Raw genomic sequence first — 26,625 nt, forward strand, 5'->3', positions numbered from 1 at the left:
CAAAACGGACGGTTCGGAGCGATTGATACTTGAACGTTACTGACGGCGTGGCCCTTCATGACCATTGGTAACGAGCGCGCCTGGCATCATTGGTGCAGCGCAGTCATACCGTAAGTCCCACTTGCCTTCCGGTAAGTGGGATTCGCATGTGACGCGGAAGTTAGTCGGAGAAATTGTGAAGCGGAGTCGAACGATGAGTCGTCAAAGGTGGGGTCTGTCCGTGCGCGGGGGGAACGGTCGAGCGTCGAAGGGCGCGGCGATGATCGCGGTGTCACTGGGTGCGCTCGTTCTGATGACCGCGTGCACGTCGGGTGGCAAGGATGTCAGTACCGAGGGATCGGCGCCGATCGATTCCAATCCGCTCACCGAACTCATCAAGCCGAAGCTCACCTCGACCGCCGCCGACGGGGCTGTCGGCTTCTCGCCGGGTGACCCGGTCAAGATCAACGTCGCCGACGGTGCCCTGTCCGACGTGACGATGGTCAATCAGGACGGCAAGGCAGTTGCCGGCGCTATCACCGCAGACGGTGCGTCGTGGACGACCACCGAGCCGCTCGGATACAACCGCAAGTACAAGATCGAAGCCCGCGCCTACGGGTTGGGCGGCGCCAGTACGACGGTCACATCCTTCACCACCAGCGCGCCCGGCAACGTCACCAAGCCGTACGTCCTGCCGAACGAGGGCGACGTTGTCGGCATCGGTCAGCCCATCGCCGTGCAGTTCGACGAGAACATCCCCGATCGCAAGGCTGCCGAGGCGGCGATCACCGTCACCACGACTCCGGCCGTCGAAGGTGCGTTCTACTGGGTCAACAATCGTGAGGTCCGCTGGCGTCCGGAGAACTACTGGGCACCGGGCACCAAGGTCGACGTGAACGTCAACGTGTACGGACGCAATCTCGGAAAGGGAGTCTTCGGGCAGGAAGACGCGAAGAGTTCCTTCACTATCGGTGACGCCGTCATCGCCACGGCGGACGACAACACCAAGCAGGTCACTTTCCAGGTCAACGGCGAAACCGTCATGACCATGCCCACCTCCATGGGCAAGGACAGCACTCCCACCGACAACGGCGTCTACATCATCGGCGACCGCTTCGCGAACATGATCATGGACTCGTCCACGTACGGCGTCCCGGTCACCTCCGCTCAGGGCTACAAGACTCCCGTCGACTGGGCGACCCGAATGTCCTACAGCGGCATCTTCTTCCACTCGGCACCGTGGTCGGTCGGGCAGCAGGGCTACTCCAACACCAGTCATGGCTGCCTCAACCTGAGCCCGTCCAACGCCAAGTGGGTCTACGACAACACCAAGCGCGGAGACATTGTCGTGGTCAAGAACACCGTCGGCGGCACGCTCTCCGGCACCGACGGCCTCGGCGACTGGAACATCCCGTGGAGCGTCTGGAAGACCGGCAACGCGGACGTCTGAGCGCGCCGCTGAAGCGCTGAACGTCAGAATGCCCCCGACCGTCCGGTTGGGGGCATTCTGCATCTGCACGCCTTTTGCGAGCGAAAGTGCCTCTCGGTCTATCTGAGGCGCTGAGAGGTACGTTCGCTCTGCCCGGGCACGGGTTGCTCGGGTGCGCGCGATTTGTCGCGGTCGCCACCCCACCCACTTCGGTGAACGTATCGCTGCCCCTGTCAGAAAAGGGGAGCGATACGTTCACCCGGCTGTGGAGGGGAAGATTGGGGATGGGGTACAAACCAAAAGAACCCCCGAAAATGTCTTTCGACATTCTCGGGGGTTCCGCTTGGGTGAGCGACGGGACTCGAACCCGCGACAGCCAGGATCACAACCTGGTGCTCTACCAACTGAACTACGCCCACCATTGCCTCGGCCACCGGTTTGACCCGGCTGCTTTGACGAAAGAGATACTAGCGCGAAAGTCGGTCAGGATGCCAATCGGCAGGTCAGGCGGGACCCAAGCCCTCTACGACGGCTGCGATTTCCGCGCTCGACGGTCCGGGCGCCGCGACAAATGCAGTGCCGCGGTAGTACTTGAGTTCGCGGATGGATTCCTTGATGTCGGCGAGCGCTCGGTGGGCGAGACCTTTTTCGGGCTGACCGAAGTAGATTCGCGGGTACCAGCGGCGGGAGAGTTCCTTGATGGAGCTGACGTCGATCATCCGGTAGTGCAGGTAGGTGTCCAGCGCCGTCATGTCGCGTGAGATGAACCCGCGGTCGGTGGCGATGGAATTACCTGCCAAGGGCGCCGTACCGGCGACGGGAACGTGTTTGCGGATGTACGCGAGCACTTCTTTCTCCGCCTCGGCGAGGGTGACCGTCGACTTTCGGACCTCTTCGGTCAGTCCCGACTTTGCATGCATCTTCTTCACGACGTCGGGCATGGCAGCCAACGCGTCGTCGTCGGCGTGGATGACGATGTCCACACCTTCGCCCAAGATGTTCAAGTCGCTGTCGGTCACCAGAGCCGCAATCTCGATGAGTTTGTCGGACTCGAGTCGCAGCCCGGTCATTTCACAATCGATCCATACCAATTTGTCCTGCACCAGGAACACAGTAGTGCGCGTGGGCGCGGGATAAGGTCTGCGGTGGAAACTCGGGTGCGTGCAGGACTGCGCTCGGGTGATGACAAGAACTTCGCCGCATTGCAACGAGGAGGGCTTTCGATGACCGTGGATCCGAAGGACGGAGCCGCGCCGCTGACGCCGGCGGAGAAGGCGAAAGCTGCAAAGGCCGCCGCTGCCGAAGCCGCTCGGATTGCCGCTGAAGCTGCCGCCGCTGCTGAGGAAGCGGAGAAGGAAGCCGCTGCCGCTGAGGCCGAAGCATCCGCAGGAGCCACCCCCGACACCCCCGCTGCTCAGGCGCCGTCGGGTGCTTCAGCTGAAATCGCGGCGGGCTACTCATCCGAGGGGCGGGCACTCGAGCTCGGCTCGGTGGTGATCGACGGAGTGGCAGATCCCTCCGCGCGGGTGCGGATTCCGTTGGCGACGATCAACCGTCACGGCCTGATTGCCGGTGCGACGGGTACCGGCAAGACCAAGACGCTGCAGGGGATCGCCGAGCAGCTGTCCGCCGCGGGTGTGCCGGTCGTGATGGCCGACGTCAAGGGCGACCTCTCGGGGCTGTCGAAGGCGGGGGAACCAAGCGAAAAGATGAAGGCTCGCGCAGTCGAGACGGGCGACGATTCGTGGACTCCCGCAGGGATGCCGGTCGAGTTCTTGTCGTTGGGTACTGACGGAATCGGTATCCCGGTGCGCGCGACGATCACCAGCTTCGGGCCGATCCTACTCAGTAAAGTGTTGGGCCTCAACGAGACACAGGAATCGACTCTCGGACTGATCTTCCACTGGGCCGACACTCAGGGCCTCGCACTGCTGGACCTCAAGGATCTGCGTTCGGTCATCGCCCACCTGACGAGTACTGAGGGCAAGGCGGATCTGAAGGGTATCGGCGGAGTTTCCTCGGCGACGGCGGGAGTGATTCTGCGCGCGTTGGTCAACCTCGAAGCAGATGGCGGTGACACCTTCTTCGGCGAACCGGAACTCGAAACCGAGGATCTGCTGCGGGTCGTCGGCGGTGCCGGTGTGATCACGCTGTTCGAACTCGGTGCCCAGGCGGCTCGCCCGGCGATGTTCTCCACCTTCCTGATGTGGGTGCTCGCGGATCTGTTCCAGACACTGCCCGAAGAGGGAGATCTGGACAAGCCGAAGCTGGTGTTCATCTTCGACGAGGCGCACCTTCTGTTCGCGGACGCGTCGAAGGCCTTCCTGCAGCAGGTGGAACAGACGGTCAAACTGATTCGCTCGAAGGGCGTCGGCGTGTTCTTCTGCACGCAGCTTCCGACCGATATTCCCAATTCGGTTCTGTCGCAGTTGGGTGCGCGCGTCCAGCACGCTCTTCGTGCGTTCACGCCCGACGACCAGAAGGCACTCAACAAGACTGTCCGCACCTACCCGAAGACCGAGCACTACGACTTGGAGAAGGCGCTGACTTCACTCGGCATCGGTGAAGCCATCGTGACCGTGCTCTCGGAGAAGGGTGCGCCGACGCCGGTGGCCTGGACCAAGATTCGTCCTCCGAGGTCGCTGATGGACACCATCGGCAACGACGCGATCAAGGCGGCTGCGTCGTCGAGTCCCCTCAATCAGAAGTACGGCCAGACGATCGACCGCGAATCGGCGTACGAGAAGTTGACGGCGAAGGTGGCCGGTGCTCCGACGGCGGATCAGTCCCTGGATCTGCCGTCGCTACCCGACCTGCCGCCACCGCCGCCGGCCGAACCGGAGGGCCCCAATATCGCCGAGCAGATCTTGGGCAACTCGGCCGTCAAGAGTTTCCTGCGCTCCGCGGCTTCGGCTGCGGGACGGGAGATTTCGAGAAACATTTTCGGGACCGGTAGCCGCCGCAAGCGCTGAGGGTTCGACGCCCGCGAGGTCAGATACCGACCTCGCGGGCCAACAGGTCGTTGATCGATTCGCGCCTGATCAACGGCCGCGCAATACCGCCGAGCACAGCGACGACCGGTGGCCGGCCGACGCTGTTGTAGGTGGACGCCATGCTGTGGTGATAGGCACCCGTACACGGCACTGCCAGCAGGTCGCCTTCGTGTAGGTCGGCGGGAAGCCTGGCGCCAACGACGATTTCGTCGCCCGATTCGCAGTGCCGCCCGGCGACCGTGACCTCCTGGAGCGGTGCGCTCGAATGTCGGTTGACCAGTTCGACGTCGTAACGGCTGTCGTACAACGACACCCGCGGATTGTCGCTCATCCCGCCGTCGACGGAAACGAAGGTCCGTCCGCCGCTGATCGACTTGATGTTCTGTACGCGATAGAGCGTGACTCCGGCGCGCGCAGCGATCGCCCGGCCAGGTTCGAGCACGATTTCGGGGCGAGGGAAGCGGTTTCGGGTGCAGGCGTCGTCGAGACTGTCGTCGATGACGTGAGCGAGGCGAGTCAAATCCAGTTGGGCATCTCCCGGTAGGTACGCGATCCCGTGCCCCCCGCCGAGATCGAGTTCGGTGAGGATGATTCGGTGTGTGCGTCGAATGTCGTCCATCTGCGCGATCATCGTCTCGATCGCGGGGCGGAAGTGTTCGGGATCGGTGATCTGGGAGCCGAGATGGCAATGTAGGCCGATGAGTTGCAGGTGCGTCGCGGTGGCGACGACGGACACCGTACGTTCCAGTTCTTCGGAAAATGCTGGTAAACCGAACTTTTGGTCCAAGATGCCGGTGGACACCGCCTTGTGTCCGTGTATGTCGACGCCGGGTGTGACTCTGATCAGCACCTTCTGCGGGCGGGAGCACACCGACGCCAGTCGAACTGCTTCGCTAGGGGAGTCGAGGACGATCCGGCCGACACCGGCGTTGACCGCTGCTCTCAGTTCGGCAACCGATTTGGCGTTGCCGTGCAGGATGATTCGCTTCGGGTCCACGCCCGCGGCCAGAGCAATGGCAAGTTCACCGGCAGAACAGACGTCCACCCCGAGTCCCTCGTCGGAGACCCAGCTGGCCATCGCACGGATCATCAGTGCCTTGCCGGCGTACACGATCTCCGAGTCGGGGAAGATCTCTCGATACGTGCGGCAGCGGTGCCGCACGTCCGCCTCGTCGACAACGTACGTCGGTGTGCCGTACTGGTCCGCGATCTCTTCGAGGGAGACGTCGCCGATGCAGACACGCCCGCTTTGATCGTGGCGAGTGCTGATGGGCCACAACGCAGGATCCATACGAGGTGTCATTGCGCCGCGTAGGGAGGGGAAGATTTCGAGTAGCGTCACGTCGATCTCCTGAAGGTGACCCGCCGTGTTGCGGGCTACTTTCAGATCTACTCCCGAAGATCACCGATGGGGCGGCTTTTGACGCTTACTTGACGCGCCGTCGAACGAGGTTGACGCGGCTCTGACGGCCTCGACTCACTGTTTCCCTCGCCGCTTCCATCCGAACCAGCCGAGCATCGCGAGTAATGCCACCGCCACGGTCCCGCCGATCACCGCCGATCTGTCGACGGACACACCAACGGACGAAACTCCGCCGGCGCGCGGGGCGTAACCGGCGCCGTACACGGACTCGAGCGCCGCTTGGATGTCCAACCCGGTTTCGGTAGCCGGCCCGCAGCTGTGCCCCTCGTGCTCGGCGTCGACGTCGTACGGCGCAGAAACGAACATCAGCTGCTCGGTGCCGAGCACGTAGCTTGTGCCACAACCGTTCCCGTTCGCGAGTGTCCCCACCGACGTCACCGATGCCAGATCGCCTTTGTAGACCCGGCTGACATCGAACAGGTAGGTGTCCTCGAACCCGTCCGAAGTTTTCTTCGTCGGAGTCCCGAGGAAAACGGTGCTGGAGACGCTCACGGCTTCTTCCGGGGTAGCCGATGATGCGCACGAACATGCATTCGCTGCCGTGGGCAACAGTAAGGGCAACCCTCCGGTCAAAAGAAGGATTGCCCCGACTGCCAGTGTTCTTCGCATCGCCATTAACCGACTATATGGTCTGCTATGGCCTGCTCTGAGAAGTTTGAGTGAATCAGCCGCCGAGCTTCTTGTAGAACGTGCCCACGATCGGCGCAACGACCGCACGCGGGCTGTAACCGCCCGCGACGGACATCGCCTTGCTCAAGATGCCCGGTACGACGCGCATCTTGTTCTCGGCCAGGCCGTCGAGCGAGACCTTGGCGGTGTACTCGCTCGAGATCCAGAAGAAGTCCGGAACGAGCTTGTCGACGATGGACGCTTCGGCCGGGTCCGGAGTTTCGGTGCGTACGGGGCCCGGAGCGAGGAGGGTGACGTTCACCCCGGTGCCCTTGAGTTCACCACGCAACGATTCCGCGAACGTGTTCACGAACGCCTTCGTGGCGGCGTATGTCGCGTTGTTGGGGATCGGCATGTTGCCGGCCGCGGACCCGACCATCAGGATCGCTCCGGACTTGCGGGCGAGCATGCCGGGCAGCACGGCCAGGGTGAGGTCGTGAACCGCGACGGCGTTGAGCTCGACCTGGTCACGCTCGTACGCCGGGTCCAGTTCGGCGATCGGGCCGAAGGTGGCGATCCCGGCGTTGTTGCACAGGATGCTGATGTCGCGGCCACCGAGTTCCTCGACGAGAACGGCACGCGCCCCGCTGTCGGAGAGGTCCGATGCACGGACTTCCACCTCGACGCCGTGCGCGGCGCGAAGCTTCTCGGCGAGGACCTCCATGACCTCGCCGCGACGGGCGACGAGGATCAGGGAGTGTCCGCGTGATGCCAGATCAGCGGCCAGTGCCTCTCCGATGCCGGAGGAGGCGCCGGTCACGACGGCGCGGGCTGTGGTTGTGGGTGTCGGCAGGCTCACGATCAGTCAGCGTAGCCGGTCAGATCTTCGCGGCCAGTCGTGTGCCCTGTTCGATGGCACGCTTGGCGTCCAGTTCTCCTGCCACGTCGGCGCCGCCGATGATGTGGGTCACCACACCCGCGACGGTCAGTTCGTCCACGAGGTCGCGAACCGATTCCTGCCCGGCGCAGATGACGATGGTGTCGACCTCGAGGAGCCGGGGCTTCTCGTGCTTCTCACCGAACGTGATGTGCAGACCGGCGTCGTCGATGCGCTCGTAGTTGACGCCCGAGAGTTCGTGCACGCCCTTGTTCTTGAGGGCTGCCCGGTGGACCCAGCCGGTTGTCTTCGCGAGTCCGGCACCGATGCGTCCGGGCTTGCGCTGGAGGAGGTAGACCTCACGTTCGGAGAGCTCCGGTACCGGTGTGGTGAGCGCGCCCGGCGCCATCTCGGGTTCGGTGACGCCCCATTCCTGCTTCCATTCCTTCAGGTGAAGGGTGGGGGAGGTCGGGTGGGTGAGGAATTCACTGACGTCGACGCCGATGCCGCCGGCACCGATGACGGCGACGGACTTACCGACCGGCTTGCCCTCTCGGACGACCTCGGCGTAGGTCAGCACCTTTGGGTTCTCGATGCCGGGGATCTTGGGAACGCGCGGTGTCACTCCGGTGGCAACCACCACTTCGTCGAAGGATCCGATGAGATCTGCTGGTGCGACGCGGGTTTCGAGCTTGACGGTCACTCCGGCCACGTCCAGCATGCGCGTGTAGTAGCGAATGGTTTCGGCGAACTCTTCTTTACCGGGAATGAGTTGTGCGATCCCGAACTGTCCGCCGATCTTGTCCGAAGCCTCGAACAACGTGACCGAATGACCACGCTGAGCAAGATTGAGTGCCGCGGAAAGCCCGGCGGGGCCGGCACCGACGACGGCGAGGTTCTTGGTCCGCCGAGTGGGGGAGAGGATCAGTGTGGTCTCGCGGCCCGCGCGCGGGTTGAGCAGGCAGGAGACCTGCTTGTGCACAAATGCGTGGTCGAGGCAGGCCTGGTTGCAGGCGATGCACGTGTTGATCTCGTCGGACGCTCCGCGCTCGGCCTTGTTGACCCAGTCGGGATCGGCGAGCATCGGTCGGGCCATGGAAATCAATTGTGCGTCCCCGCGATTGAGGATTTCCTCGGCGGTCTCAGGCATGTTGATCCGGTTCGAGGCCGCTACCGGAATGTCGACGTGCTTCTCGAGCTTGCCCGTGATGTCCACGAAGGCTGCTCGGGGAACCGAGGTGACGATGGTCGGCACCCGTGACTCGTGCCACCCGATGTCGGTGTTGATGATCGTGGCGCCGGCAGCTTCGACTTCCTTTGCCAATGAGACGATTTCATCCCAAGTCTGACCACCCTCTACCAGGTCTGCCATGGACAACCGGAACACGATGATGAAGTTCGGGCCGACGGCCTTGCGTGTGCGTCGCACGATTTCGACAGCAAGGCGTCGACGGTTCTCGGAACTGCCGCCCCACTGGTCGGTGCGCTTGTTCGTGCGCTCGCAGAGGAACTGGTTGATGAAGTAGCCCTCACCGCCCATGATTTCGACGCCGTCGTAACCCGCGGACTTGGCCAGGCGCGCGCAGCGAATGTAGTTGCGAATCTGCCAACGCACCCCGCGGCCGGTCAGCTTGCGCGGACGGAACGGGTTGATGGGCGCCTTGATCGACGACGCGGACACACTGAACGGCTGATAGCTGTATCGGCCCGCGTGCAGGATCTGCATAGCGATCTTCCCGCCCGCGTCGTGAACCGCCTTGGTGATCCGGCGGTGACGGCGCGCTTCGACGCGGTTGGTCAGCTTGGCGCCGAACGGCAACAGCCAACCGGTGCGGTTCGGTGCGTAGCCGCCGGTGATGATCAGACCGACACCGCCACGTGCGCGTTCGGCGAAGTACTCGGCCAAGCGGTCGGTGTCCTTCGCGCGATCCTCGAGGCCGGTGTGGATCGATCCCATGACGACGCGGTTCTTCAGCGTCGTGAATCCGAGGTCGAGCGGTTCGAGCAGGCGGGGGAACTGTGTATCCGTCATGGCTGGAAATTTCCTTCCGTGGCGTTCTCGCCAGTGGCTTCGGTGGCGGGCTCGCCAGTGGGCAATGCGTCCAGAACTTCTTGGCACCAGTCGGTGAAACCTTCTTCGACGCGGATGCCGCCGCGAAGTACGAGGTACTGATGCAGCGAAGAGCCGGAAAGTGCTGCTGGATTGGGGAAGTCACGCTTCTCGATGAGTCGGTAGACGTCGAGGCGGGCGGCGTGGCCGTCGCGGTGGCGAGCGACTTCGCGTCGTAGAGCGGGAAGATCGGCGTGCGCTGCGGCCCTGATCTTGATGGCCAACTCGTTGCGCAGGTGGTTCGGTTCGGACGGCTCGGCGATCCATCGGGTCAGTTCGGCGCGGCCGGCGTCGCTGACGCGGTACATCTTCTTGTCCGGGCGGCCGTCCTGCGCAATGGCCTGCACCTCCACCCAGCCGGCCTCGTCCATTCGCTTGAGGACTCGGTAGATCTGCTGGTGGGTCGCGCTGTGGAAGAAGCCGATCGACTTGTCGAACCGGCGTGTGAGGTCGTATCCCGACGCATCCTGTTCGGAAAGGGAGACGAGCAACGCATGTTCGAGTGCCATGTAAAAAGTATCTATGCACTCAGGTGCGTATGCAACTAAGTGCGTACTAACTCGGGTGCATAGAACGTCCTGTATGTCCACCTCGGAGAGAGGCGCCGAGTCGCCTGCGCACAGTTAGGCTTCGCCGTATGAGCGCCGAGTCCACGAGTACCCAGGCCGAGCCACCCGCAGGCATCGGTGGTGCGGCCACGAAGAGTCAAGTGTTCGCGTGGGGGCTGTGGGATTGGGGATCGGCCGCATTCAACGCCGTGATCCTCACGTTCGTCTTCTCGGTCTATCTCACCGACGCGGTCGGCGACGACCTGCCCGGCACGATTTCGGCAACCACGTGGCTCAGTTGGGCTCTCGGGATTGCCGGCTTCTTCATCGCGATACTCGCCCCGATCACCGGACAGCGCTTCGACGCGTCGGGCAAACGTAAACTCTCGCTCGCGATACTTACCGGCGTCACCGTGCTCTCGATGGCGGGCCTCTACTTCGTCGAAGACAACTATCGCTATCTGTGGCTCGGATTGGTTCTGCTCGCAATCGGTTCGGTGATCTTCGAGCTCGCCGGAGTGCCCTACAACGCCATGATGCGGCAGGTGTCGACACCGGAGAATCTGGGTAGAGTCTCCGGCTTCGGCTGGGCCATGGGATATTTCGGCGGAATCGTGCTGCTGTTGCTGTGTTACTTCGGATTCATCGTCGGCGACGGCGACACTCGGGGATTCCTCGGATTGACCACCGACGGCGGCATGAACATCCGGATGGTGGCACTGCTGGCCGCAGTATGGTTCGCGATTTTTGCGATCCCGGTGTTCTTCAAGGTTCCCGAGTTACCCAGCCCCGCGGTCGATCCGGGCGCATCGAAGGCCGGATTCTTCGACTCCTATCGGGTGTTGTGGCGCGATCTGCGTGAACTCTGGAACGTCGACAGGCGCACGATCTGGTACCTGATCGCGAGCGCACTCTTCCGCGACGGACTCGCGGGTGTGTTCACCTTCGGAGCCGTGCTGGCCGTCAACGTCTACGGAATCAGCGCAGCAGACGTCCTGCTGTTCGGTGTTGCCGCCAACGTGATTTCCGCAATCGGCGCCTTGGTGGCCGGACGCTTCGACGATCGGATCGGGCCCAAGCAGGTCATCACCGTCTCGCTCGCGTCGATGATCGTGGTCGGCGCGATCTTGATCGCGGTGTCAGGGCCGGTGATGTTCTGGATCTTCGGACTCGCCCTCTGCCTGTTCGTCGGACCTGCTCAGTCGTCGGCACGAACATTCTTGGCGCGCATCACCCCGCCCGGGCGTGAAGGTCAGATGTTCGGCCTGTATGCGACAACAGGCCGAGCGGTGTCGTTCCTTGCGCCGACACTGTTCGGCCTGTTCGCCTGGCTCTTCGGCGCCGACCGCGCCGGCATCATCGGACTGCTGGTAGTGCTCGGTGTCGGCCTCGCCGCCCTGTCGATGGTCAAGGCGCCGGAAGGCGACAGTGCGGTGGTTGTCAATCCTTGAAGTAGACCAACTGGTGTGTCGTAGCGAGCAATGCGCCGTCACTGCCCCAGATTTCGGCCGACTGATCGAAGTACCCGTTTCCGAACCGCTGAGTCCGCGCGGTGCCCAGGACTGAATTGTCAGCCTGTTCGGTCAGCGCCTGAGTGTCGGCGTGGAAGTAGATGGTCATCGAGACCGTTCCGGCCGGTGCCATCTTGCCTCGGCGCAGGAAAACTCGTGGGAAGAAGACATCGCACAGTGCGGTCAACGACGTGTAGTCGAGAGCGCGTGCCGGCTGATCGCGCACCCAGAGCGTCGTAGTCGAGTCGGGGTGCTCGCCCGACTCCAGGTCGGGGATCGCACCTTCGACAAACCGCATCTCGTAGTTCTGTGCCCAGGCGATGAACTCGGGGAACGGCAGCAGTGCAACGTCTTCGGCCGCCGGAACCTCCGGCATCGTGATCTCGGTCGACGACCACGTCTCACGCCTCGTGCCGAACACTGCCGTCGCGGTGGTGGCGACGGTTCCGTCCTGCGAAAGTTCGATCGACCAGTGTTGGGTCGAGCGGTTGGTGCGCACCGGGCGGGCAGAGATCTCGAAAGCACCCTCGGTGATCGGACCGGCAAAGTTGACGGTCAACGACAGCGGATCGCCCAGCCGCTCGGGGTGCTTCAATACCGATTCGAGCAACGTGGCAGCGGTGACGCCGCCGAAAGGTCCGACCATGTTGTTGTACGCCGCATTGGTTTCGCCGGTCGACAAACCGGCGGTGAGCGACGTCAAGCCGACAGCAGCGTCAAAAGGGTGGGGTGGTGCAACGGTCTCGGACATCGCAGAACTCCTGGTGGTGGTATCAATTCGGCTCTATGTATGACAACATACATAGAGCCGAATTCTTCGCTTCGGTCAGGATCCCGCACGTGCGAGGATGGCCTCGGCCAACTCTTCGGCTCGCTCTTCCGGGACCCAGTGACTCCCGCCTTCGAGGACGACGAACTCGTAGGGCGCGTCGACGAATTCGCCGCAGCGTTCTGCGCCTGCCCGGCCGAGCGCCGAGTCGCCGGTGCTCCAGACGTACGTGGTCGGCACCGTGGTGCGATCGATGTCGCCGAAGTCGCGCGTCATCGCGCGGTACCAGTTCAAGGCGCCGGTCAGCGCGCCCGCCCCGCTCAGGACACGAATGTGCTCGTCGGCGAATTCAGGATCGATCTGGCCGTCGAACATGGCGCGCAGCCGGCGGAAGTTGTCCTCCGACAACACTTCCTCGGCTTTTCCCTCCTGCCGGAGAAGTCCGATGTACGACGAGCGTTGCTTCTGGTCCTCGTCCTCGCGTAGTGCCCAGCCGAAAGCTGTGGGGTGGGGGACCGAGATCGCGGTCAGGCTGCGGATCCGGTTCGGATGGCGACCGGCGACCTGCCAGGCGACCGCCGAACCCCAGTCGTGGCCGACAAGATGTGCGTCTGGCAGACCGAGTGCGTCGAGCAATCCGACGACGTCGGCTACCAGGTGCTCAATGCGGTAGGCATCCACACCTTCCGGGCGTGCGCCGGCGGAGTATCCGCGCTGATTCGGTGCGATCACGCGGTATCCCGCTGCAGTGAGTAGTGGTGTGACCTTGCCCCAGGATGCGGCGCTCTCCGGGAATCCGTGCAGCGCTACCAGCGGAATACCGTCGTCCGGGCCCGAGATCAGTACGTCGAAGGTGAGGTCGCCAACGGGGATTTCGAATGTACTCGTGGAAGACATGGCTCTCACCGTACGTCGAAAAGGTGAACCCGAGGTCAGTTTCGAGGTGGATTCCAGGTGGCCATTCCGAGCATGATGATCCGCAGTTGCTTCTCTGCTCGTGTGATGACGGCGGTTTCGTCGCGGTATCCGGCAGTCCCCGCGTCCAGGAGTTCGACGACGGCACCGAACATCGTCGAGACGATCAGATCGGCGGCCATTTCCAGATCGTCCGACGACCAGCTTTCGAGTCCGGGAATTCTGGACAGATCGAGGGTCAATTCGCTGACGAACAACCGCATTTCGGTGGCTATCGCGCGTCGCACCTCGCTGACGCCGCTGTAGCGTTCACGGCAGAGGAATCGAAACTGTCGTTCGTGTGTATGCACCTGTCGCACAAGGATACCCAGTGACGTAGTGGCGTCCTTCGTGCTGGGATTGCGCCTGGCGTCGCGAAGCATCTGACGCAACATGCGCATGCTTTCCTCGACGAGGACAACGCCGAGGTCTTCCAGCGAAGCGAAGTGGCGATAGAACGCCGTCGGAACGATCCCGGCTTCTCTGGCAACCTCTCGCAAGCTGATTCCGGCGAAGCCTCGGTCGGCCGAGAGATCCATTGCCGTGTCCAAGAGGGATTGGCGCGTGCGCTCCTTTTTGGCGGCACGGCTTTCCGGTTCCCTGTTGTCGGGTTCCCTGTTCTCTGGGTTCACCGGTCCGGCCTTCGTCACGACGTCGAGTGTAGGTACAGGCATCCCGGCTCCTTTCGGCAACTCGTGTAACTCGGGTCACATTCTTGTTGACATGTACTTGTGTGCACCTGTCACACTATCTTCGGTGAACATTTGTACACTGAATTCACGCAGTCGGGGGAAGTTAGCCCGTCAAACGATTTACCCGGCAATCGAAACACGAGGAGGGTCATGACAATCGCATCTGCTCCTGAGAACACGACACCGAAGCCCACATCTCGGCGCGGACTGTCCTTGGTGGGACTGATCGAAGCCATGGCCGCTCCACATCAGATCGATCGCTACCTCGAGCTGATAAACCCGATGGCGACCGTTCGTGACATTCGCGCCCAGGTTGTTGCCGTCGACTATCCGACCGCTGACTCCGTCACCCTGACGCTGCGTCCTACTCGCCAGTGGCGCGGATTTCAGGCGGGCCAGTTCGTGCAGTTGGGCGTGGTGATCGACGGTATTCGTCACACCCGGTGCTACTCGCCGGCCGGGGCCGCGTCCACGCGAAACGGGTTGATCGAACTCACCGTGAAGGCTCATCCGGGTGGATTGGTGTCGCAGTATCTGTACGCCAACGCTGTGTCGGGACTTGTAGTCAGTCTTTCGCAGGCAGACGGGGTGTTCTCCCTCCCGGTCGACCGCCCGCGTCGGGTGTTGCTGATCAGTGGTGGCAGTGGAATCACCCCGGTGATGTCGATGCTGCGGACGCTCGTGGACGAGGAGCATTCGGGCGAGATCGTGTTCGTGCACTACGCGAACACCGATGCCGACGTGGCATACACGCGCGCCCTGAAAACGATCGCCGAGCAGAACTCGAACGTGAAACTGGTACTCGTGTACACCGAAAGCGGTGGAGGTGACCTCGAAGGTTTCTTCGACCGTGGGCACCTCGACGCCGTGGCACCGTGGATCGCCGATCCGGACACCGTCGACGCCCAGGCTTATCTCTGTGGGCCTCCCGGACTGATGCGGGGAGTGCGCGAGGTGTTCCGTGAGGTCGACGTCGAGCACTTGCTCAATACCGAAGAGTTTGCACCTGCAGTGGCCGAGCCAGGTGAGGCCGGCGGCGAGGTGTCATTCACGAAAAGTGGAGTGGCGGCCGAGAACTCCGGCGAAACACTGCTCGAGCAAGCAGAAGCTGCGGGCCTCAATCCCGAATACGGATGCCGGATGGGAATCTGCTTCTCCTGCACCTCCGTCAAGAGGGCGGGTCGTACCCGCAACGTGCGCACCGGTGAGACCGACGACGAGCCGGACAAGAAGATCCAGCTGTGCGTCAGCGCTCCCGTCGGCGACGTCACCGTCGACATCTGAAGTCCCATTTCCTCACGACTGTCTGGAGACCGACATGTTTGGACTTTCACTTCCCACCCTCCCTTTCCTCGGCAACGGTTCCGATGCAAAGAACGACGCTCCTGTTGTCCTGACGTACGAGCAGGTCGAGGAGATCGGCCGCGAGTTGGACGCACTGCGTGATCGCACTGTCGCCTCACTCGGTGCTGAGGATCGGGAGTACATCTACAAAATCATCAAGGCGCAGCGTGGTTTCGAGGTCGCGGGTCGCGGCTTGATGTACCTCGGCTTCCTCCCCCCGGTATGGCTCGCCGCCGTCGGTGCACTGAGTGTGTCGAAGATTCTCGACAACATGGAGATCGGCCATAACGTCATGCACGGTCAATACGACTGGATGCGTGAGCCCGGGCTCAATTCCGAAGTCTTCGAATGGGACACGGTGTGCCCGGCCGACCAGTGGCGCCACTCGCACAACTACATGCACCACACGTACACCAACATTCTCGGCAAAGACCGCGACATCGGATACGGCATCCTGCGTATCGACGACGCGCAGAAGTGGAACCCCTATTACCTCGGTAATCCGGTCTGGGCTTTCGCGTTGATGATGTTGTTCGAGTGGGGCGTGATGATGCACGACCTCGAGATCGAGAACGTCATCCAAGGTAAACGCAAGTGGCACGACGTGAAGCCGCTACTCAAGGGTTGGTGGAACAAGGCCGGCAAGCAGGTCCTCAAGGACTACGTGATCTTCCCGGTTCTCACGGGACCGCTGTTCGTGACCACGCTGGCGGGGAACGTCACCGCCAACCTGGTGCGAAACGTGTGGACCTACTCGATCATCTTCTGTGGCCATTTCCCCACCGGCGTCCAGAGCTTCACGGAGGACGAGACGGCTGACGAGACTCGCGGTCAGTGGTATGTGCGGCAGATGCTCGGCAGTGCCAATATCGAGGGAAGCCCGCTCTTCCACATCATGTCGGGCAACCTCTCGCACCAGATCGAGCACCACCTGTTCCCGGACTTGCCTGCGCATCGTTATCCGGAACTGGCTCCCCAGGTGAAAGAATTGTGTGTGAAGTACGGTTTGCCGTACAACACCGGTGGGTTCTTCAAGCAGATCGGTTCGGTGTGGGGCAAGATCTTCAAGCTCGCTCTGCCGCCCGGTTTGGTCAAGTCGAAGACCCCTCCCGGTGTTATCGTCGAGCGCCAGCGAACAGCAGCCTGAGAGGCACACTTTGATGGTCGGGAAATTCGAACGCCGCAAGGACACCGTCCAGGAGTTGACGGAAAGTGCAGCCAACCACGTCGGCTCCATCGCGATGATCATCGCCGGGGCAGTTCGAGACGTGACGCGCGAGATCGGTGACTGGGTATCCGACGGCATCGAGATGCGTGAAGCGGCGAAAAAGGCTGCAGCTGACGATCATTCGGAATCCGTGACTATCGAACACGGCGACGCCGATCCGCCTGAAGACTGGCGTTGATCCGACTGCGCCGTACCCGCTCGGCATGACCGACGACGTTGCCCTCCGTCCTTTGTGGCGGAGGGCAACGTCGTGTTCATGGACTGCATGTCGACCAATGGCAGTGAAGACCAATGGCGGTGAATCAGCCACCGATCAGCGGGAGATGCTAAGCAGCGCTCCCGAGACTCGCCGAGTCGAAGCTGCCGAGCCCGGTGCTACCGAGACCGCTGCTGCCGACCCCGCCCAAAGCGAGCGCGTTGCTGCTGCCCGCGCTCAGTAGCTGGACGATGATGTTGATGACGATGGGGTCGCCGGTGAGCGGGATTGTAGGCACAGGGAGACCTGCTTTCTGTTTCGAGATGTGGTGAGAATGTGAGCGGCGACGGGATCGTCGACGTAATCAGGACGGCTTTTTCAGGCACTTCCGGTGCTGCCGAGCGACACGATCGAGCCGTTGCCGAAGCCGAGTGCCCGGGAGAGTGAGCCGAAGTCGATAACCAGGCTGCCCTGGGTGTGCGGGTTTATCACGGTGATTCCTGTCTGCGCCGCGACGTTTGTGGTGCGAGCGGGTAAGTCGATCAGGGAGCAGGCGTCGTGGGAGTTTCTCCGCCGCCGCCGATCGGAGAGTTGTCGGTGTAGAGGAAGCTGCTGCCCGCGTTGAACATCTGAAGGACCGTGTTCAAGACGACGGCCAAAGCGCCTGTTGTTGGTGCGGCGATCATGTGCTGGCTCCTGGTTTCAGCGGTGGCGACATGGTGGTCACCGTGGTCACCGCCCTCACAGTGTCAGGCGGCTTGGAGCGGGCCCCGCGCGAGAAATCTCGCACAGGGCCCGCGATTCGTCCTAGGAGACGCCGCCGCCATCCGTCGAGCCCGTGCCGGTGCTGCCCGCGTTGAAGAGCTGCAGGATGGTGTCGAAGAAGGCACCGAGGAGAGCGTTGTCCTGGCCGTTGATCATGTGGTTCCCCTTAATTGTTACTGGTTTGCGCGGTGATTCGCACCACACTTTTATAGCCCGGCTCGGTGCGGAAAAGTGGGGTCGAGGCCAGCATTCGTGGAGAGCTAATAGCGAGGGTGTGAGTGTTCACACTTTCGCTGGACGGTTGTCCACATCAGTGCTGGCGAAAGAAAGCGAGATCATCGCAGCGCGCAGTTTGAGCAGCTCAGAGGGTAGAGCCGGATCCAATCCGGTCAGGGCGGCGATGCGCTTGATCCGGTTGTCGACGGTGTTCGTGTGCAGGCCCAGTGCCGACGCGGTGCGCTGGCGGTGCTGGCCGTTCGCGAGATGTATGGACAGTGTCTGCAACAGTTCCGGATTGCCGTGGAGTGGCTTGAGTAGGTTGATCAAGCTGTCGCGGCCCGCGCCGCTCCGCGTCAGTTGGTACTCGAGCGCGAGGTCCTCCATCCGGTATGACCGCGCCGGCAGTCTCAGGCGCCGCACGAGTTGCGCCAATTCATGTGTTGTTGCCTGGGCGGCGGCGATGTCTCCGACGGCGGCACTCTCGCCGATGGCCGTGATCTCCACGCCGACCGTTGCACGTGCACTTTGGATGATCTCGCACACCGATTTCCAGTCGGGTGTGCCCTCGATCAGGACCAGACCACGTTGCGGTGCAGGCGCTTCGAGCAGTGCCGAGACGAAGTGGGCCGCGATCTTTGCCTGAACCACCGTGAGATCGCGATAGGCCTGTATGCGCTGATGCGTGCCGTTGCGGGCTCCTGTTCGCGTGGGCGGCAGGTTCACCATCAGTCGTAGGACGAGATAGCGGGGTGCGAGTTCAATGCCCATCTGGAGCGCGAGTTGGGTGGGATCGTCGCCGTCCAGCATGGCTTTCACGAGGGCGCCGGCGGAGTATTCGCCGAGTTGGGAACCGGCCGGAAGAGCCGCGAGATAGCTGATCGAGATGAACGAGTGAAGCCGCTGCGCCAGTGCAAACAAGAACTCGTTGAGATCGCCGAGATTAGCGGAGTCCCCGGCGTCGGCTCGACTGAGGATGAGGGTGCGAAAAGTGCTGATGCCCTCGTTCGTCAGGCTGAGAATTGCGCTGAGTGGCACGCCTTTCAGTGCTTGTTGGACGGTCATGGTGTGAATGCCGTCCAGGTCTTGGTCGGTGGGGAGTTTGCGGTGATCCAATAGCTGGATCCCTACTTGAAGCCCCTGCACGATTACCGCGATCAACTCCCGACGTACTGCCTCCGTTTGGAGGGAAGTCAACGTCGGGTTGGCGCGGGACAAGTGATCTACGAGATCGCTTGCCAGTGGGATGACGTCATTGACCGCTGTGGAGGCGGGCTTGCCTCCCAGCATGAGCGGTCCCGGGTTGTTCAGCAGCGCTGGGGACATGGGTGGCCTCCTCTAGACAGATGCGTCGCGCGGCACAGGCACCCGGAGGCTCGGCGCGTTACGAAGCGGGGTACACGCTGAGGCCTTGTTCGGGGGCATACTCGTCGCTGAAATCTGCGGATCGAATTGCGCCAGGCGTTGTGATTTCTACCACATGAACGAATGTCCAACTGTGAAATGGACAAATGTGAAGATAAGTCCATATGCCCCACGCGGCGCCGAACTAAACAATCGTCCATTTACGATGTTTTCCGACGTCAGAGCGGAAACGGATTCGGCGGACACCACCAGTTCCATCTGGGATCATTGCCGTCGCCTGCGGGGTACGTCGCGGGCGATTTGCTCAGATCATGGTCGAGGGCCCTGGGTCCGACGCTGTCGCGGACCCAGGGCCCTCGAGGCCTAGGTGTTGATTCGACCAGTCCAACGTAGGGGGACCGGTTCAGGGTGGAGGCACCCTTTTCTGTGCTGCCGTCTGTGTTGCGAAATCTCTAGATGACGCCCAGCGAAATCATGGCGTCGGCGACCTTCACGAAGCCGGCGATATTGGCGCCGTGAACATAGTCGCCCGGCTTGCCGTACTCGGCAGCGGTGTTGATGGTGCGCTTGTGGATACCGCGCATGATTCCGGCAAGGCGCTCGTCGGTGTACTCGAAGCTCCAGGAATCACGCGAAGCGTTCTGCTGCATTTCGAGAGCAGAGGTTGCAACGCCACCGGCGTTGGCTGCCTTGCCGGGGGCGAAGGCCACGTTCGCGTCACGGAAGAGTTGGATGCCGCCGGGGGTGGTGGGCATGTTCGCGCCTTCGGCAACGGCCTGAACGCCGTTGGCGATCAAGGTCTTTGCGGCATCTTCGTCGAGTTCGTTCTGAGTCGCGCAGGGGAGTGCGACGTCGCACGGCACGTCCCAGATGGACCCGTCGGCGATGAACTCGGCGTGCGGAACGGCGTCTGCGTACTCGCTGATGCGGCCGCGGCGTACTTCCTTGATCTCCTTGAGGAGGTCGAGATCGATGCCCTTCTTGTCCACGATGTATCCCGAGGAATCCGAGCAGGCGATTGCGACGCCGCCGAGCTGGTGGATCTTCTGGATGGCGTAGATGGCGACATTGCCGGATCCGGAGATCACGACGTTCTTGCCTTCGAGGCCTTCGCCCTTCGCCTTGAGCATTTCGGCGACGAAGTACGCGACGCCGTAGCCGGTGGCCTCGGTGCGAACCTGCGATCCGCCCCAGGTGATGCCCTTGCCGGTGAGGACGCCCGACTCGTACGTGTTGGTCAGCCGCTTGTACTGGCCGAACAGGTAGCCGATTTCGCGACCGCCGACGCCGATGTCGCCGGCCGGGACGTCGGTGTATTCACCGATGTGCCGCTGCAGTTCGGTCATGAAGGACTGACAGAAGCGCATGACCTCTGCGTCCGAGCAGCCCTTGGGATCGAAGTCGGAGCCGCCCTTGCCGCCGCCGATAGGCAGGCCCGTGAGGGAGTTCTTGAAGATCTGCTCGAAGCCGAGGAACTTCACGATGCCCAGGTTGACGCTGGGGTGGAAACGCAGGCCGCCCTTGTAGGGGCCGAGTGCACTGTTGTACTGCACTCGGAAGCCACGGTTGACGTGAACGTTGCCCTGGTCGTCGGTCCACGGCACGCGGAAAATGATCTGGCGTTCCGGCTCGCAGAGCCGCTCGATGAGTCCGGCGTCGGCGTAGCGCGGGTGGCGCTCGAGTACTACGTGAAGCGACTCGAATACTTCCGCAGCGGCCTGGTGGAACTCGGGCTCTCCTGCATTGCGAACCAAAACCTGATCGTAAATCTGCGCTACGCGGTCACGTACGGACACCGCTCACCTACCTCGTTGTGAGAACTCTTTTACATTTCCGTTACATACTAGGCGCCTTTTTTGCTGTATCGGACAACTGTCCTGTGAAGGTGAAATCGGACACAGCGGTCACTTGTGTCAGTTGAACGGGCGATTTATAACAATTTGCTCAGCTTTCACTCTCTTAACACAGTCCAAATGGTTTGCTTCTGCGGTCGGGGGATCACTGTGCCCTGTGGTTCGAGTGGGAACGATCAGAGAGGCTGCATGTGCGTAAAAAACACTCCATGTCGGCGATGTTGTCGATAGGCGTTGTCACGATTGCCGCGACGATTGCCGGGGCACCGTCTGCTTCGGCGATCGGTGGACCGTGTGGTTCGGGCGGAAGCGGTTCCGCCGGATCGATGACAGGTTCGCTCGGCTCGCTGACCGGTTCACTCGACAATGGTTCAGCTGGTACGGGATCTCTCGCCAACGCTCTGCCCTGGATCACCGGCGCACCCAACGGCGCTCTACCGGTGCTGACCGGTCGCACCAAGGCGATAGAAATGGTCACTGGCCCAGGCAGTCCCAACAACACCATCGAGCGGTTCAACGTGTCGGGAACCGACCTCGGAATCATGTGGGACAACGGCCTTTCGGGGCCGGATCACGACGTGCTGATGGCATTCGGCGATACGGTGGGTGATTGCGACACCCCGGGCGACGACTGGCGCAGCAACGTTCTCTTCCGTAGCAATGACACCGCCATCGCCGACGGTATGAAGATCGACAGTTCTCCGCTGGACGGCCCCAATCATTCCAAGGAGATCATTCCGGGATTCGGTATCCCGGGCGAGTTCACCACCATCCCGACCGCTGGGATCTCTTACGGCGGAGTGCAATACATCAGATTCATGTCCGTTCGGTCGTGGGACGAACCCGGAGCCTGGACCACCAACTACTCGGCTCTGGCTTCCTCCACGGACAACGGTGAGAACTGGGAACTCGATCCGGCGACGGTTCGCGCCAATACCGAAGGACTCGGTATCCCGGGGATTCCGGCAGTATCGCCGATCAATTCCAACTTCCAGCAGAGCGCCTTCCTCGACGGTCGGGACGGCTACATTTACGAATACGGAACTCCCTCCGGTCGTTTCGGCAAGGCGATCCTGGCGCGAGTGGCCGGCGCCGACATCAGAAACCTCGGCGCCTACGAATACTGGGACGGCTCCGGGTGGAGCCCGCGAGATACCGATGCCGTTCAGGTCATCAAGGCGCCGGTCAGTGAGCTCGCAGTGCAGTGGAACGACTACCTGAACAAGTACGTCGCGATGTACACCAGCGCCGAGGGCAACCTCGTGATCCGCCAGGCCGATCAACCGCAAGGCCCGTGGAGCGGTACGCAGACCCTGTTGAGCGGAATCACGTTGCCCGCGTTGTACGGCGGATTCATGCACCCCTGGGCGAGCGGACAGTTCCTCGAATTCGTCGCCACCACGTGGGACCGTTACAACGTCATCTACATGCGGACCGATTTGAACGGGCTCCAGATGGCGTCGTCGGATTCGCGCGATCGTCCGGACCCCGCAACCACCGGTGAGGCTCGCGTCCTCGAAGTCACGATGCCGGAAGACCGCTAGCCCGAACAGCGTTCGACAACTATGGCCTGCAACTCGATCGAGTTGCAGGCCATAGTTCTGTGGGTAGTGATATTCGGGTGATGCTCAGAGAATGAAGAGCATTTCCTGATACGTCGGGAGTGGCCAGTGATCGTCGGCGACGATGGTTTCGAGGAAGTCGGCAGCGACGCGAACCTCGGCCATTGCGGGCAGGAGTGAGTCCTGTGCGTGCTTGGCCTGGTCGAATGGTGACTCGCCGGCGTCGGCGTCGATGGCGGCGCGCAGGGCAGTGAGCGCAGTTCGCAGGGCCGCGACGGGCGCCGACACTTCTTCGAGTGGAACAGAATCCGGTTCGAGGCCGGCGGACTTCAACGCGACGAAGTTTTGAGCAACTTCCGTCTGGTGGCGCACTGCTGCCGGAAGGATAAGCGTCGTACCGATTTCGGCGGCAAGGCGTGCCTCGACGCCGATGCTCAGTGCGTACTGTTCGAGTCCGACCTCGTAGCGGCTGTGCATCTCTCGGTGGTTGAAAACCTTGTACTTCTCGAAGAGTTCCATCGAGGACTCGGTGATCAGTTCGGGCAGGGCGTCCAGCGTCGTGCGAAGGTTCGGCAGACCGCGAGACTCCGCCTCGATCTGCCAGTTCTCGGAGTAGCCGTCGCCGTTGAAGACAACCGCACCGTGGTTGGTGATGATTTCGGTGAGCAGATTCTGGACGGCGGTGTCGAAATCGGCGCCGTCGGCGACTGCCGCCTCCAGTTCGGTGGCCATGTAATCGAGAGCCTCGGCCATGATCGTGTTGATGGTGACCATCGGACCGTTGACTGTTTGCATGGATCCCGGCGCGCGGAACTCGAAACGGTTGCCGGTGAAGGCAAATGGGCTGGTGCGGTTGCGGTCGCCCGGGTCGGTCGGCAGGACAGGAAGGGTGTCGGCGCCGATCATCATGGTGCCCTTGTCCTTCGACGACGTCGCGGCACCCTTGGCAATCTGCTCGAAGACGTCGGCAAGCTGATCGCCGAGGAAGATCGAGATGATCGCCGGGGGAGCCTCGTTGGCGCCGAGACGGTGATCGTTGGTGGCCGATGCGACCGAAGCACGGAGGAGTCCCGCGTACTTGTGAACGGCCCGGATGACAGCGGCGCAGAAGACCAGGAACTGGGCATTGTCATGCGGATTATCTCCGGGGACAAGCAAACTGCCGAGTTCGGAGTTGCCCAACGAGAAGTTCACGTGCTTGCCGGAGCCGTTGACACCTTCGAACGGCTTCTCGTGGAAGAGGCACTCCATGCCGTGCTTCTTGGCGATGGTTTTGAAGGTGGTCATCAGCAACTGCTGGTGGTCGGCGGCAATGTTCCCGCGTTCGAACATCGGGGCGATTTCGAACTGACCGGGCGCAACCTCGTTGTGCCGCGTCTTGGCGGGGATTCCAAGTTTGAACAGCTCGCGCTCGGTGTCCATCATGAATCCGAGCACACGTTCCGGAATCGCCCCGAAGTAGTGGTCGTCGAACTCCTGGCCCTTGGGCGGCTTTGCGCCGAAGAGTGTTCGGCCGGCGTTGAGGAGGTCGGGGCGGGCGAGGAAGAAGTGTCGATCGATCAGGAAGTACTCCTGCTCGGGTCCACAGAACGACACGATGTGCTCGGGGTCGGTGTGGCCGAACAACTTCAGGATTCGTTCGGCGTGGTAACCCATTGCCTGCTGTGAACGGAGGAGGGGAGTCTTGTGGTCGAGCGCTTCGCCAGTCATCGAGACGAACACTGTCGGGATACACAGTGTGTTGCCGTTGGGGTTTTCGAGAACGTAGGCCGGGCTCGTGACATCCCAGCCGGTGTAACCGCGAGCCTCGAACGTGTTGCGCAGCCCGCCGTTCGGGAAACTCGAAGCGTCTGGTTCACCTTGGATCAAGGTCTTGCCGGCGAACTCCGCCAACGCGCTGCCGTCGCCGACCGGTTCGAGGAAGCTGTCGTGCTTCTCGGCCGTCAAACCCGTCAGCGGATAGAAGACGTGGGCGTAGTGGGTCGCGCCCTTCTCCAGTGCCCAGTCCTTCATCGCGGACGCGACCGCGTCGGCGACCATGGGATCGAGCGGCTTGCCTTGTTCGATCGTCGCCATTACCGACTTGTAGACGAGCTTGGGCAGTCGCTTCTGCATGACCACCTTGTTGAAGACGTTGGCTCCGAACACTTCACCAGGCGTTTCTTCGGTCGTGAAACTGACCACCGGAGGTGTGTAGGCCTCGACGTCCTTGATCGCTTGCAAGCGAACTGCATTTCCACTCATGTGCTCTACCCCTCGCCCGGGCCCAGGGCTGCGCTGCTGATTGCGAGCCCGACTTCGGCAAACCCTACGAACCTCCGGTATCGGGGGTGTTTCGTAGATATTGCGCCTGTCCGCAAACTTCGAGTCACAACGGAAATGTCGAACTGTCGGAGGTCTACGGCAGACTTCCAGCGGAGGAACTAATGCGGGACAATCGAATCGGAGAGTCTTTGTGATCAGGGTTTTGGTGCCAACCACGGTGGAGCAGGGCGATCTCGCGGAAGTGCTTCGGTTGTACGACGAACTTGTCACCGAGACCCGAAAAGAACTCGGCTGCATCAACTACGAGTTATTGCAGCGCACCGACAATCCGTGTGAACTAGTCCTTGCAGAGGAGTGGGAATCGCAAGAGCACCTCGACGCCCACACCCGTACCGAGCACTTCGTCAGGTTGGTCGCGGCGCTGGACCAGCTCGAGACGGCAGCGCCGGCGCAGATCTTCACGAAGGTTCTGTAGCGGCAAGGTCAGACCTCAGTGCCTACCAACATTCAGGCACGAGCGAGCGTGCCGTCCGATGTCGGGGCCACGGTGCCGCAGTGAAAGCAGTGGGTTCGTCGAGGTACTGCACCCCGTGCCTTCCGCCGTGAAGAGAAGTTCGAATCGAATAACAGGCGGCCGTGACGTCGACTGCGAGAGAGCCGTCGACCACCGATAGCACCCACGTGTCGAATTCTTCGAGCAGTGCCGCGGACCCCCTGTCGCATCCGTCGCACGTCACTCGAAGGTTCCAAAACGGTGCCGGCCCCGCCGGATTCCAAGGAACGGAGCGCCCACCGCACGGGCGGTGCTTCTCGTGCCCAGCCGCGATCGACGAGGACCTTTGTCCACGCTCGAGCTCTTGCCACCACGATCAGGAACTTCTCCGGATCGGTACAACGCTCGTACGAGTCCTTGCCGGGTTGGGAATCGCCGCTGTACGGGTCCGGCCAGCCAGGCGTCAGCGCACCCGTGATGGCGAATGCGGCAGCGACGTCATCGAGTAGGTCGCACAATTCTCGAGAGAGCGTGGAATCGGCTCCACTCCAGCCATTTTCCTGGGTGGAGAGGACATTGTTGTTGTAAGTCTCCCACCACGGCGTCGGCGGGCCCGTATCCATGACGGCGACATTACAAGCAGCCCCGACAATCAGTCGCCGATGTATCCGGTCTCCGGGTTGATCTTGCTGAGGAAGTCGCGGATCGACGCGCGGTGTTCCTCGATGGTCTCGGGCTGAATTTCGTTGGATGGGCTGTTCGCTCGGTCGAGAACACTGTAGTAGGAAACACGCTGAAAACTGGAAAATCCGTACCCCTCGTTCGGCCCCGATTTCCAGTCGTAGTCGGACGCGCCCGGCTCCCCGGGGCGGACCGTCACCGTGAAGATTTCTCCATCGACTTCCAGGGTGAATGGCCCATCATCTGCGATCGGACGGCATTCACCTGTCGACTCGTCCTGTTCCTCGAACGTCATGTGTCGACCCTGTCACAAGGGAAGGGCTACAACGATTGGTCGGGCCCGGTCAACGATGCGGGACCGGTAGTCGGTTGGTGTGCGCCGGTGAACCGCTCGACGACGGATACCACGACGATCGCGAGTGCCAGGATTCCAACGGTCCGGGCGAGTGACTTCAGCGTCTTCGGAAGTGCCTTCTTCATGCGACGCAGATTACTGCGGGCGACTCACGAATTGTGGCCTACGTTTTGGACCGTATCGCGATCGCTCTGCGTGGAGGTCGATCATCGACGCAGTGTGACCATCCGTGATGCAAATCTTGTGGTGCCCCCGGCAGGATTCGAACCTGCGACCAAGAGATTAGAAGGCTCTTGCTCTATCCCCTGAGCTACGGAGGCGCGTGGAACATCATACTCGAGCGTTCGGGATGTGACGCGCGCCGCCCAACTCCGACGCGTTGTCGTAGTCGGTTCGCGAAGGTCCTAC

At 62.0% G+C, this 26,625-nt stretch carries 25 protein-coding genes, 2 tRNA genes and 1 pseudogene; 8 read left to right on the top strand and 20 right to left on the bottom strand.

Features of this window, described 5'->3' with window-relative positions; all coding sequences use genetic code 11:
* Nucleotides 1-259: 259 nt before the first annotated feature.
* On the top strand, nucleotides 260-1,429 hold the full coding sequence (locus ACWF6P_RS28375; RefSeq protein WP_378637685.1) for a L,D-transpeptidase: 1,170 nt from the start codon (nucleotides 260-262) through the stop codon (nucleotides 1,427-1,429).
* Between the two features lie 325 nt (nucleotides 1,430-1,754).
* Here ACWF6P_RS28375 and ACWF6P_RS28380 read toward each other — a convergent pair.
* Nucleotides 1,755-1,827: transfer RNA gene (locus ACWF6P_RS28380), tRNA-His, on the bottom strand.
* 84 nt (nucleotides 1,828-1,911) lie between these two features.
* Entirely contained in the window at nucleotides 1,912-2,511 is a 600-nt protein-coding gene (gene orn / locus ACWF6P_RS28385; RefSeq protein WP_024487359.1) for an oligoribonuclease, read from the bottom strand.
* Nucleotides 2,512-2,631: 120 nt separating this feature from the next.
* On the opposite strand from orn, the gene ACWF6P_RS28390 reads away from it, so the two are divergent.
* The gene (locus ACWF6P_RS28390) at nucleotides 2,632-4,380 is read left to right on the top strand and encodes a helicase HerA-like domain-containing protein (RefSeq protein WP_452623262.1); all 1,749 of its coding nucleotides are present in this window, start codon (nucleotides 2,632-2,634) and stop codon (nucleotides 4,378-4,380) included.
* A 19-nt stretch (nucleotides 4,381-4,399) separates the two neighbouring features.
* On the opposite strand, the gene lysA is transcribed toward ACWF6P_RS28390, so the two are convergent.
* From lysA to ACWF6P_RS28415, 5 genes are all read right to left on the bottom strand, one after another.
* Nucleotides 4,400-5,743 carry a diaminopimelate decarboxylase gene (gene lysA, locus ACWF6P_RS28395; RefSeq protein ID WP_452623263.1) on the bottom strand — a complete coding sequence of 448 codons (1,344 nt, stop codon included), beginning with the start codon at nucleotides 5,741-5,743 and terminating at the stop codon, nucleotides 4,400-4,402.
* A 135-nt stretch (nucleotides 5,744-5,878) separates the two neighbouring features.
* On the bottom strand, nucleotides 5,879-6,316 hold the full coding sequence (locus ACWF6P_RS28400; RefSeq protein WP_452623264.1) for a hypothetical protein: 438 nt from the start codon (nucleotides 6,314-6,316) through the stop codon (nucleotides 5,879-5,881).
* A 172-nt stretch (nucleotides 6,317-6,488) separates the two neighbouring features.
* Nucleotides 6,489-7,292 (bottom strand): mycolate reductase, encoded by an 804-nt coding sequence (gene cmrA, locus ACWF6P_RS28405; protein WP_452623265.1) that lies wholly within the window; start codon nucleotides 7,290-7,292, stop codon nucleotides 6,489-6,491.
* 19 nt (nucleotides 7,293-7,311) lie between these two features.
* The gene (locus ACWF6P_RS28410; protein WP_452623266.1) at nucleotides 7,312-9,342 is read right to left on the bottom strand and encodes an FAD-dependent oxidoreductase; all 2,031 of its coding nucleotides are present in this window, start codon (nucleotides 9,340-9,342) and stop codon (nucleotides 7,312-7,314) included.
* Nucleotides 9,339-9,929, bottom strand: coding sequence for a PadR family transcriptional regulator (locus ACWF6P_RS28415; protein WP_452623267.1), 591 nt, complete (start codon nucleotides 9,927-9,929; stop codon nucleotides 9,339-9,341). Before ACWF6P_RS28415 ends, ACWF6P_RS28410 begins: the two co-directional genes overlap by 4 nt.
* A 128-nt stretch (nucleotides 9,930-10,057) precedes the next feature.
* Between ACWF6P_RS28415 and ACWF6P_RS28420 the strand changes: the two genes are divergently transcribed.
* On the top strand, nucleotides 10,058-11,419 hold the full coding sequence (locus ACWF6P_RS28420; protein WP_452623268.1) for an MFS transporter: 1,362 nt from the start codon (nucleotides 10,058-10,060) through the stop codon (nucleotides 11,417-11,419).
* Here ACWF6P_RS28420 and ACWF6P_RS28425 read toward each other — a convergent pair.
* The 3 genes from ACWF6P_RS28425 to ACWF6P_RS28435 form a co-directional block, all read right to left on the bottom strand.
* Nucleotides 11,409-12,230, bottom strand: a complete 822-nt coding sequence (locus tag ACWF6P_RS28425) for an acyl-CoA thioesterase (protein ID WP_452623269.1) — start codon at nucleotides 12,228-12,230, stop codon at nucleotides 11,409-11,411. The genes ACWF6P_RS28420 and ACWF6P_RS28425 overlap by 11 nt on opposite strands.
* A gap of 75 nt (nucleotides 12,231-12,305) precedes the next feature.
* Nucleotides 12,306-13,145, bottom strand: a complete 840-nt coding sequence (locus ACWF6P_RS28430; protein WP_452623270.1) for an alpha/beta fold hydrolase — start codon at nucleotides 13,143-13,145, stop codon at nucleotides 12,306-12,308.
* A 35-nt stretch (nucleotides 13,146-13,180) separates the two neighbouring features.
* Nucleotides 13,181-13,876, bottom strand: a complete 696-nt coding sequence (locus ACWF6P_RS28435; RefSeq protein ID WP_452623271.1) for a TetR family transcriptional regulator — start codon at nucleotides 13,874-13,876, stop codon at nucleotides 13,181-13,183.
* Nucleotides 13,877-14,044: 168 nt separating this feature from the next.
* Between ACWF6P_RS28435 and ACWF6P_RS28440 the strand changes: the two genes are divergently transcribed.
* Genes ACWF6P_RS28440 through ACWF6P_RS28450 form a run of 3 tightly spaced genes read left to right on the top strand, consistent with a single transcriptional unit; the run spans nucleotide 14,045 to nucleotide 16,644 of the window.
* Nucleotides 14,045-15,178: a ferredoxin reductase gene (locus ACWF6P_RS28440; RefSeq protein WP_452623272.1), complete on the top strand. Its 1,134-nt coding sequence runs from the start codon at nucleotides 14,045-14,047 to the stop codon at nucleotides 15,176-15,178.
* A gap of 34 nt (nucleotides 15,179-15,212) precedes the next feature.
* Nucleotides 15,213-16,385, top strand: coding sequence for a fatty acid desaturase family protein (locus ACWF6P_RS28445; RefSeq protein WP_452623273.1), 1,173 nt, complete (start codon nucleotides 15,213-15,215; stop codon nucleotides 16,383-16,385).
* 13 nt (nucleotides 16,386-16,398) lie between these two features.
* Entirely contained in the window at nucleotides 16,399-16,644 is a 246-nt protein-coding gene (locus tag ACWF6P_RS28450) for a hypothetical protein (RefSeq protein ID WP_452623274.1), read from the top strand.
* Nucleotides 16,645-16,792: 148 nt separating this feature from the next.
* On the opposite strand, the gene ACWF6P_RS28455 is transcribed toward ACWF6P_RS28450, so the two are convergent.
* From ACWF6P_RS28455 to gdhA, 4 genes are all read right to left on the bottom strand, one after another.
* Entirely contained in the window at nucleotides 16,793-16,960 is a 168-nt protein-coding gene (locus ACWF6P_RS28455; protein WP_003945367.1) for a hypothetical protein, read from the bottom strand.
* A gap of 244 nt (nucleotides 16,961-17,204) precedes the next feature.
* On the bottom strand, nucleotides 17,205-17,348 hold the full coding sequence (locus tag ACWF6P_RS28460) for a hypothetical protein (protein ID WP_003945326.1): 144 nt from the start codon (nucleotides 17,346-17,348) through the stop codon (nucleotides 17,205-17,207).
* Between the two features lie 361 nt (nucleotides 17,349-17,709).
* On the bottom strand, nucleotides 17,710-18,969 hold the full coding sequence (locus ACWF6P_RS28465) for a PucR family transcriptional regulator (protein ID WP_452623275.1): 1,260 nt from the start codon (nucleotides 18,967-18,969) through the stop codon (nucleotides 17,710-17,712).
* A gap of 491 nt (nucleotides 18,970-19,460) precedes the next feature.
* Nucleotides 19,461-20,804 (bottom strand): NADP-specific glutamate dehydrogenase, encoded by a 1,344-nt coding sequence (gene gdhA, locus ACWF6P_RS28470; RefSeq protein ID WP_317556274.1) that lies wholly within the window; start codon nucleotides 20,802-20,804, stop codon nucleotides 19,461-19,463.
* A gap of 266 nt (nucleotides 20,805-21,070) precedes the next feature.
* Between gdhA and ACWF6P_RS28475 the strand changes: the two genes are divergently transcribed.
* Complete coding sequence (locus ACWF6P_RS28475) at nucleotides 21,071-22,405, top strand: DUF4185 domain-containing protein (protein ID WP_452623277.1); 1,335 nt, start codon at nucleotides 21,071-21,073, stop codon at nucleotides 22,403-22,405.
* Nucleotides 22,406-22,489: 84 nt separating this feature from the next.
* Here the strand turns inward: ACWF6P_RS28475 and ACWF6P_RS28480 are convergent, their stop codons facing one another.
* Nucleotides 22,490-24,667 carry a glutamine synthetase III family protein gene (locus tag ACWF6P_RS28480; RefSeq protein WP_452623278.1) on the bottom strand — a complete coding sequence of 726 codons (2,178 nt, stop codon included), beginning with the start codon at nucleotides 24,665-24,667 and terminating at the stop codon, nucleotides 22,490-22,492.
* A gap of 226 nt (nucleotides 24,668-24,893) precedes the next feature.
* Between ACWF6P_RS28480 and ACWF6P_RS28485 the strand changes: the two genes are divergently transcribed.
* Nucleotides 24,894-25,163 (top strand): putative quinol monooxygenase, encoded by a 270-nt coding sequence (locus tag ACWF6P_RS28485; protein WP_452623279.1) that lies wholly within the window; start codon nucleotides 24,894-24,896, stop codon nucleotides 25,161-25,163.
* 22 nt (nucleotides 25,164-25,185) lie between these two features.
* Here ACWF6P_RS28485 and ACWF6P_RS28490 read toward each other — a convergent pair whose 3' ends face one another.
* The 5 genes and pseudogenes from ACWF6P_RS28490 to ACWF6P_RS28510 form a co-directional block, all read right to left on the bottom strand.
* Complete coding sequence (locus tag ACWF6P_RS28490; protein ID WP_452623304.1) at nucleotides 25,186-25,425, bottom strand: DUF6226 family protein; 240 nt, start codon at nucleotides 25,423-25,425, stop codon at nucleotides 25,186-25,188.
* A gap of 58 nt (nucleotides 25,426-25,483) precedes the next feature.
* Nucleotides 25,484-25,804 (bottom strand): annotated as a pseudogene (locus ACWF6P_RS28495) (DUF6226 family protein); the annotation flags it as partial.
* A gap of 29 nt (nucleotides 25,805-25,833) precedes the next feature.
* Entirely contained in the window at nucleotides 25,834-26,157 is a 324-nt protein-coding gene (locus ACWF6P_RS28500; protein ID WP_452623280.1) for a hypothetical protein, read from the bottom strand.
* Nucleotides 26,158-26,183: 26 nt separating this feature from the next.
* A complete protein-coding gene (locus ACWF6P_RS28505) occupies nucleotides 26,184-26,342 on the bottom strand; it encodes a hypothetical protein (RefSeq protein WP_003945304.1) in 159 nt (52 codons plus the stop codon).
* A 119-nt stretch (nucleotides 26,343-26,461) separates the two neighbouring features.
* Nucleotides 26,462-26,537, bottom strand: a tRNA-Arg gene (locus tag ACWF6P_RS28510).
* Nucleotides 26,538-26,625: the final 88 nt, after the last annotated feature.

The organism is Rhodococcus sp. NPDC055024 (assembly GCF_053608585.1).

Excerpts from the sequence above, each read along its gene's own strand:
- ACWF6P_RS28390 (WP_452623262.1), top strand. The coding sequence starts at position 2,632 with ATGACCGTGGATCCGAAGGACGGAGCCGCGCCGCTGACGCCGGCGGAG.
- ACWF6P_RS28480 (WP_452623278.1), bottom strand. The coding sequence starts at position 24,667 with ATGAGTGGAAATGCAGTTCGCTTGCAAGCGATCAAGGACGTCGAGGCC.
- ACWF6P_RS28425 (WP_452623269.1), bottom strand. The coding sequence starts at position 12,230 with ATGTCCGAGACCGTTGCACCACCCCACCCTTTTGACGCTGCTGTCGGC.
- ACWF6P_RS28505 (WP_003945304.1), bottom strand. The coding sequence starts at position 26,342 with ATGAAGAAGGCACTTCCGAAGACGCTGAAGTCACTCGCCCGGACCGTT.
- ACWF6P_RS28460 (WP_003945326.1), bottom strand. The coding sequence starts at position 17,348 with ATGATCGCCGCACCAACAACAGGCGCTTTGGCCGTCGTCTTGAACACG.
- ACWF6P_RS28420 (WP_452623268.1), top strand. The coding sequence starts at position 10,058 with ATGAGCGCCGAGTCCACGAGTACCCAGGCCGAGCCACCCGCAGGCATC.
- ACWF6P_RS28415 (WP_452623267.1), bottom strand. The coding sequence starts at position 9,929 with ATGGCACTCGAACATGCGTTGCTCGTCTCCCTTTCCGAACAGGATGCG.
- ACWF6P_RS28440 (WP_452623272.1), top strand. The coding sequence starts at position 14,045 with ATGACAATCGCATCTGCTCCTGAGAACACGACACCGAAGCCCACATCT.
- ACWF6P_RS28475 (WP_452623277.1), top strand. The coding sequence starts at position 21,071 with ATGTCGGCGATGTTGTCGATAGGCGTTGTCACGATTGCCGCGACGATT.
- ACWF6P_RS28450 (WP_452623274.1), top strand. The coding sequence starts at position 16,399 with ATGGTCGGGAAATTCGAACGCCGCAAGGACACCGTCCAGGAGTTGACG.
- ACWF6P_RS28430 (WP_452623270.1), bottom strand. The coding sequence starts at position 13,145 with ATGTCTTCCACGAGTACATTCGAAATCCCCGTTGGCGACCTCACCTTC.
- ACWF6P_RS28500 (WP_452623280.1), bottom strand. The coding sequence starts at position 26,157 with ATGACGTTCGAGGAACAGGACGAGTCGACAGGTGAATGCCGTCCGATC.
- ACWF6P_RS28435 (WP_452623271.1), bottom strand. The coding sequence starts at position 13,876 with ATGCCTGTACCTACACTCGACGTCGTGACGAAGGCCGGACCGGTGAAC.
- ACWF6P_RS28410 (WP_452623266.1), bottom strand. The coding sequence starts at position 9,342 with ATGACGGATACACAGTTCCCCCGCCTGCTCGAACCGCTCGACCTCGGA.
- ACWF6P_RS28445 (WP_452623273.1), top strand. The coding sequence starts at position 15,213 with ATGTTTGGACTTTCACTTCCCACCCTCCCTTTCCTCGGCAACGGTTCC.
- ACWF6P_RS28465 (WP_452623275.1), bottom strand. The coding sequence starts at position 18,969 with ATGTCCCCAGCGCTGCTGAACAACCCGGGACCGCTCATGCTGGGAGGC.
- ACWF6P_RS28375 (WP_378637685.1), top strand. The coding sequence starts at position 260 with ATGATCGCGGTGTCACTGGGTGCGCTCGTTCTGATGACCGCGTGCACG.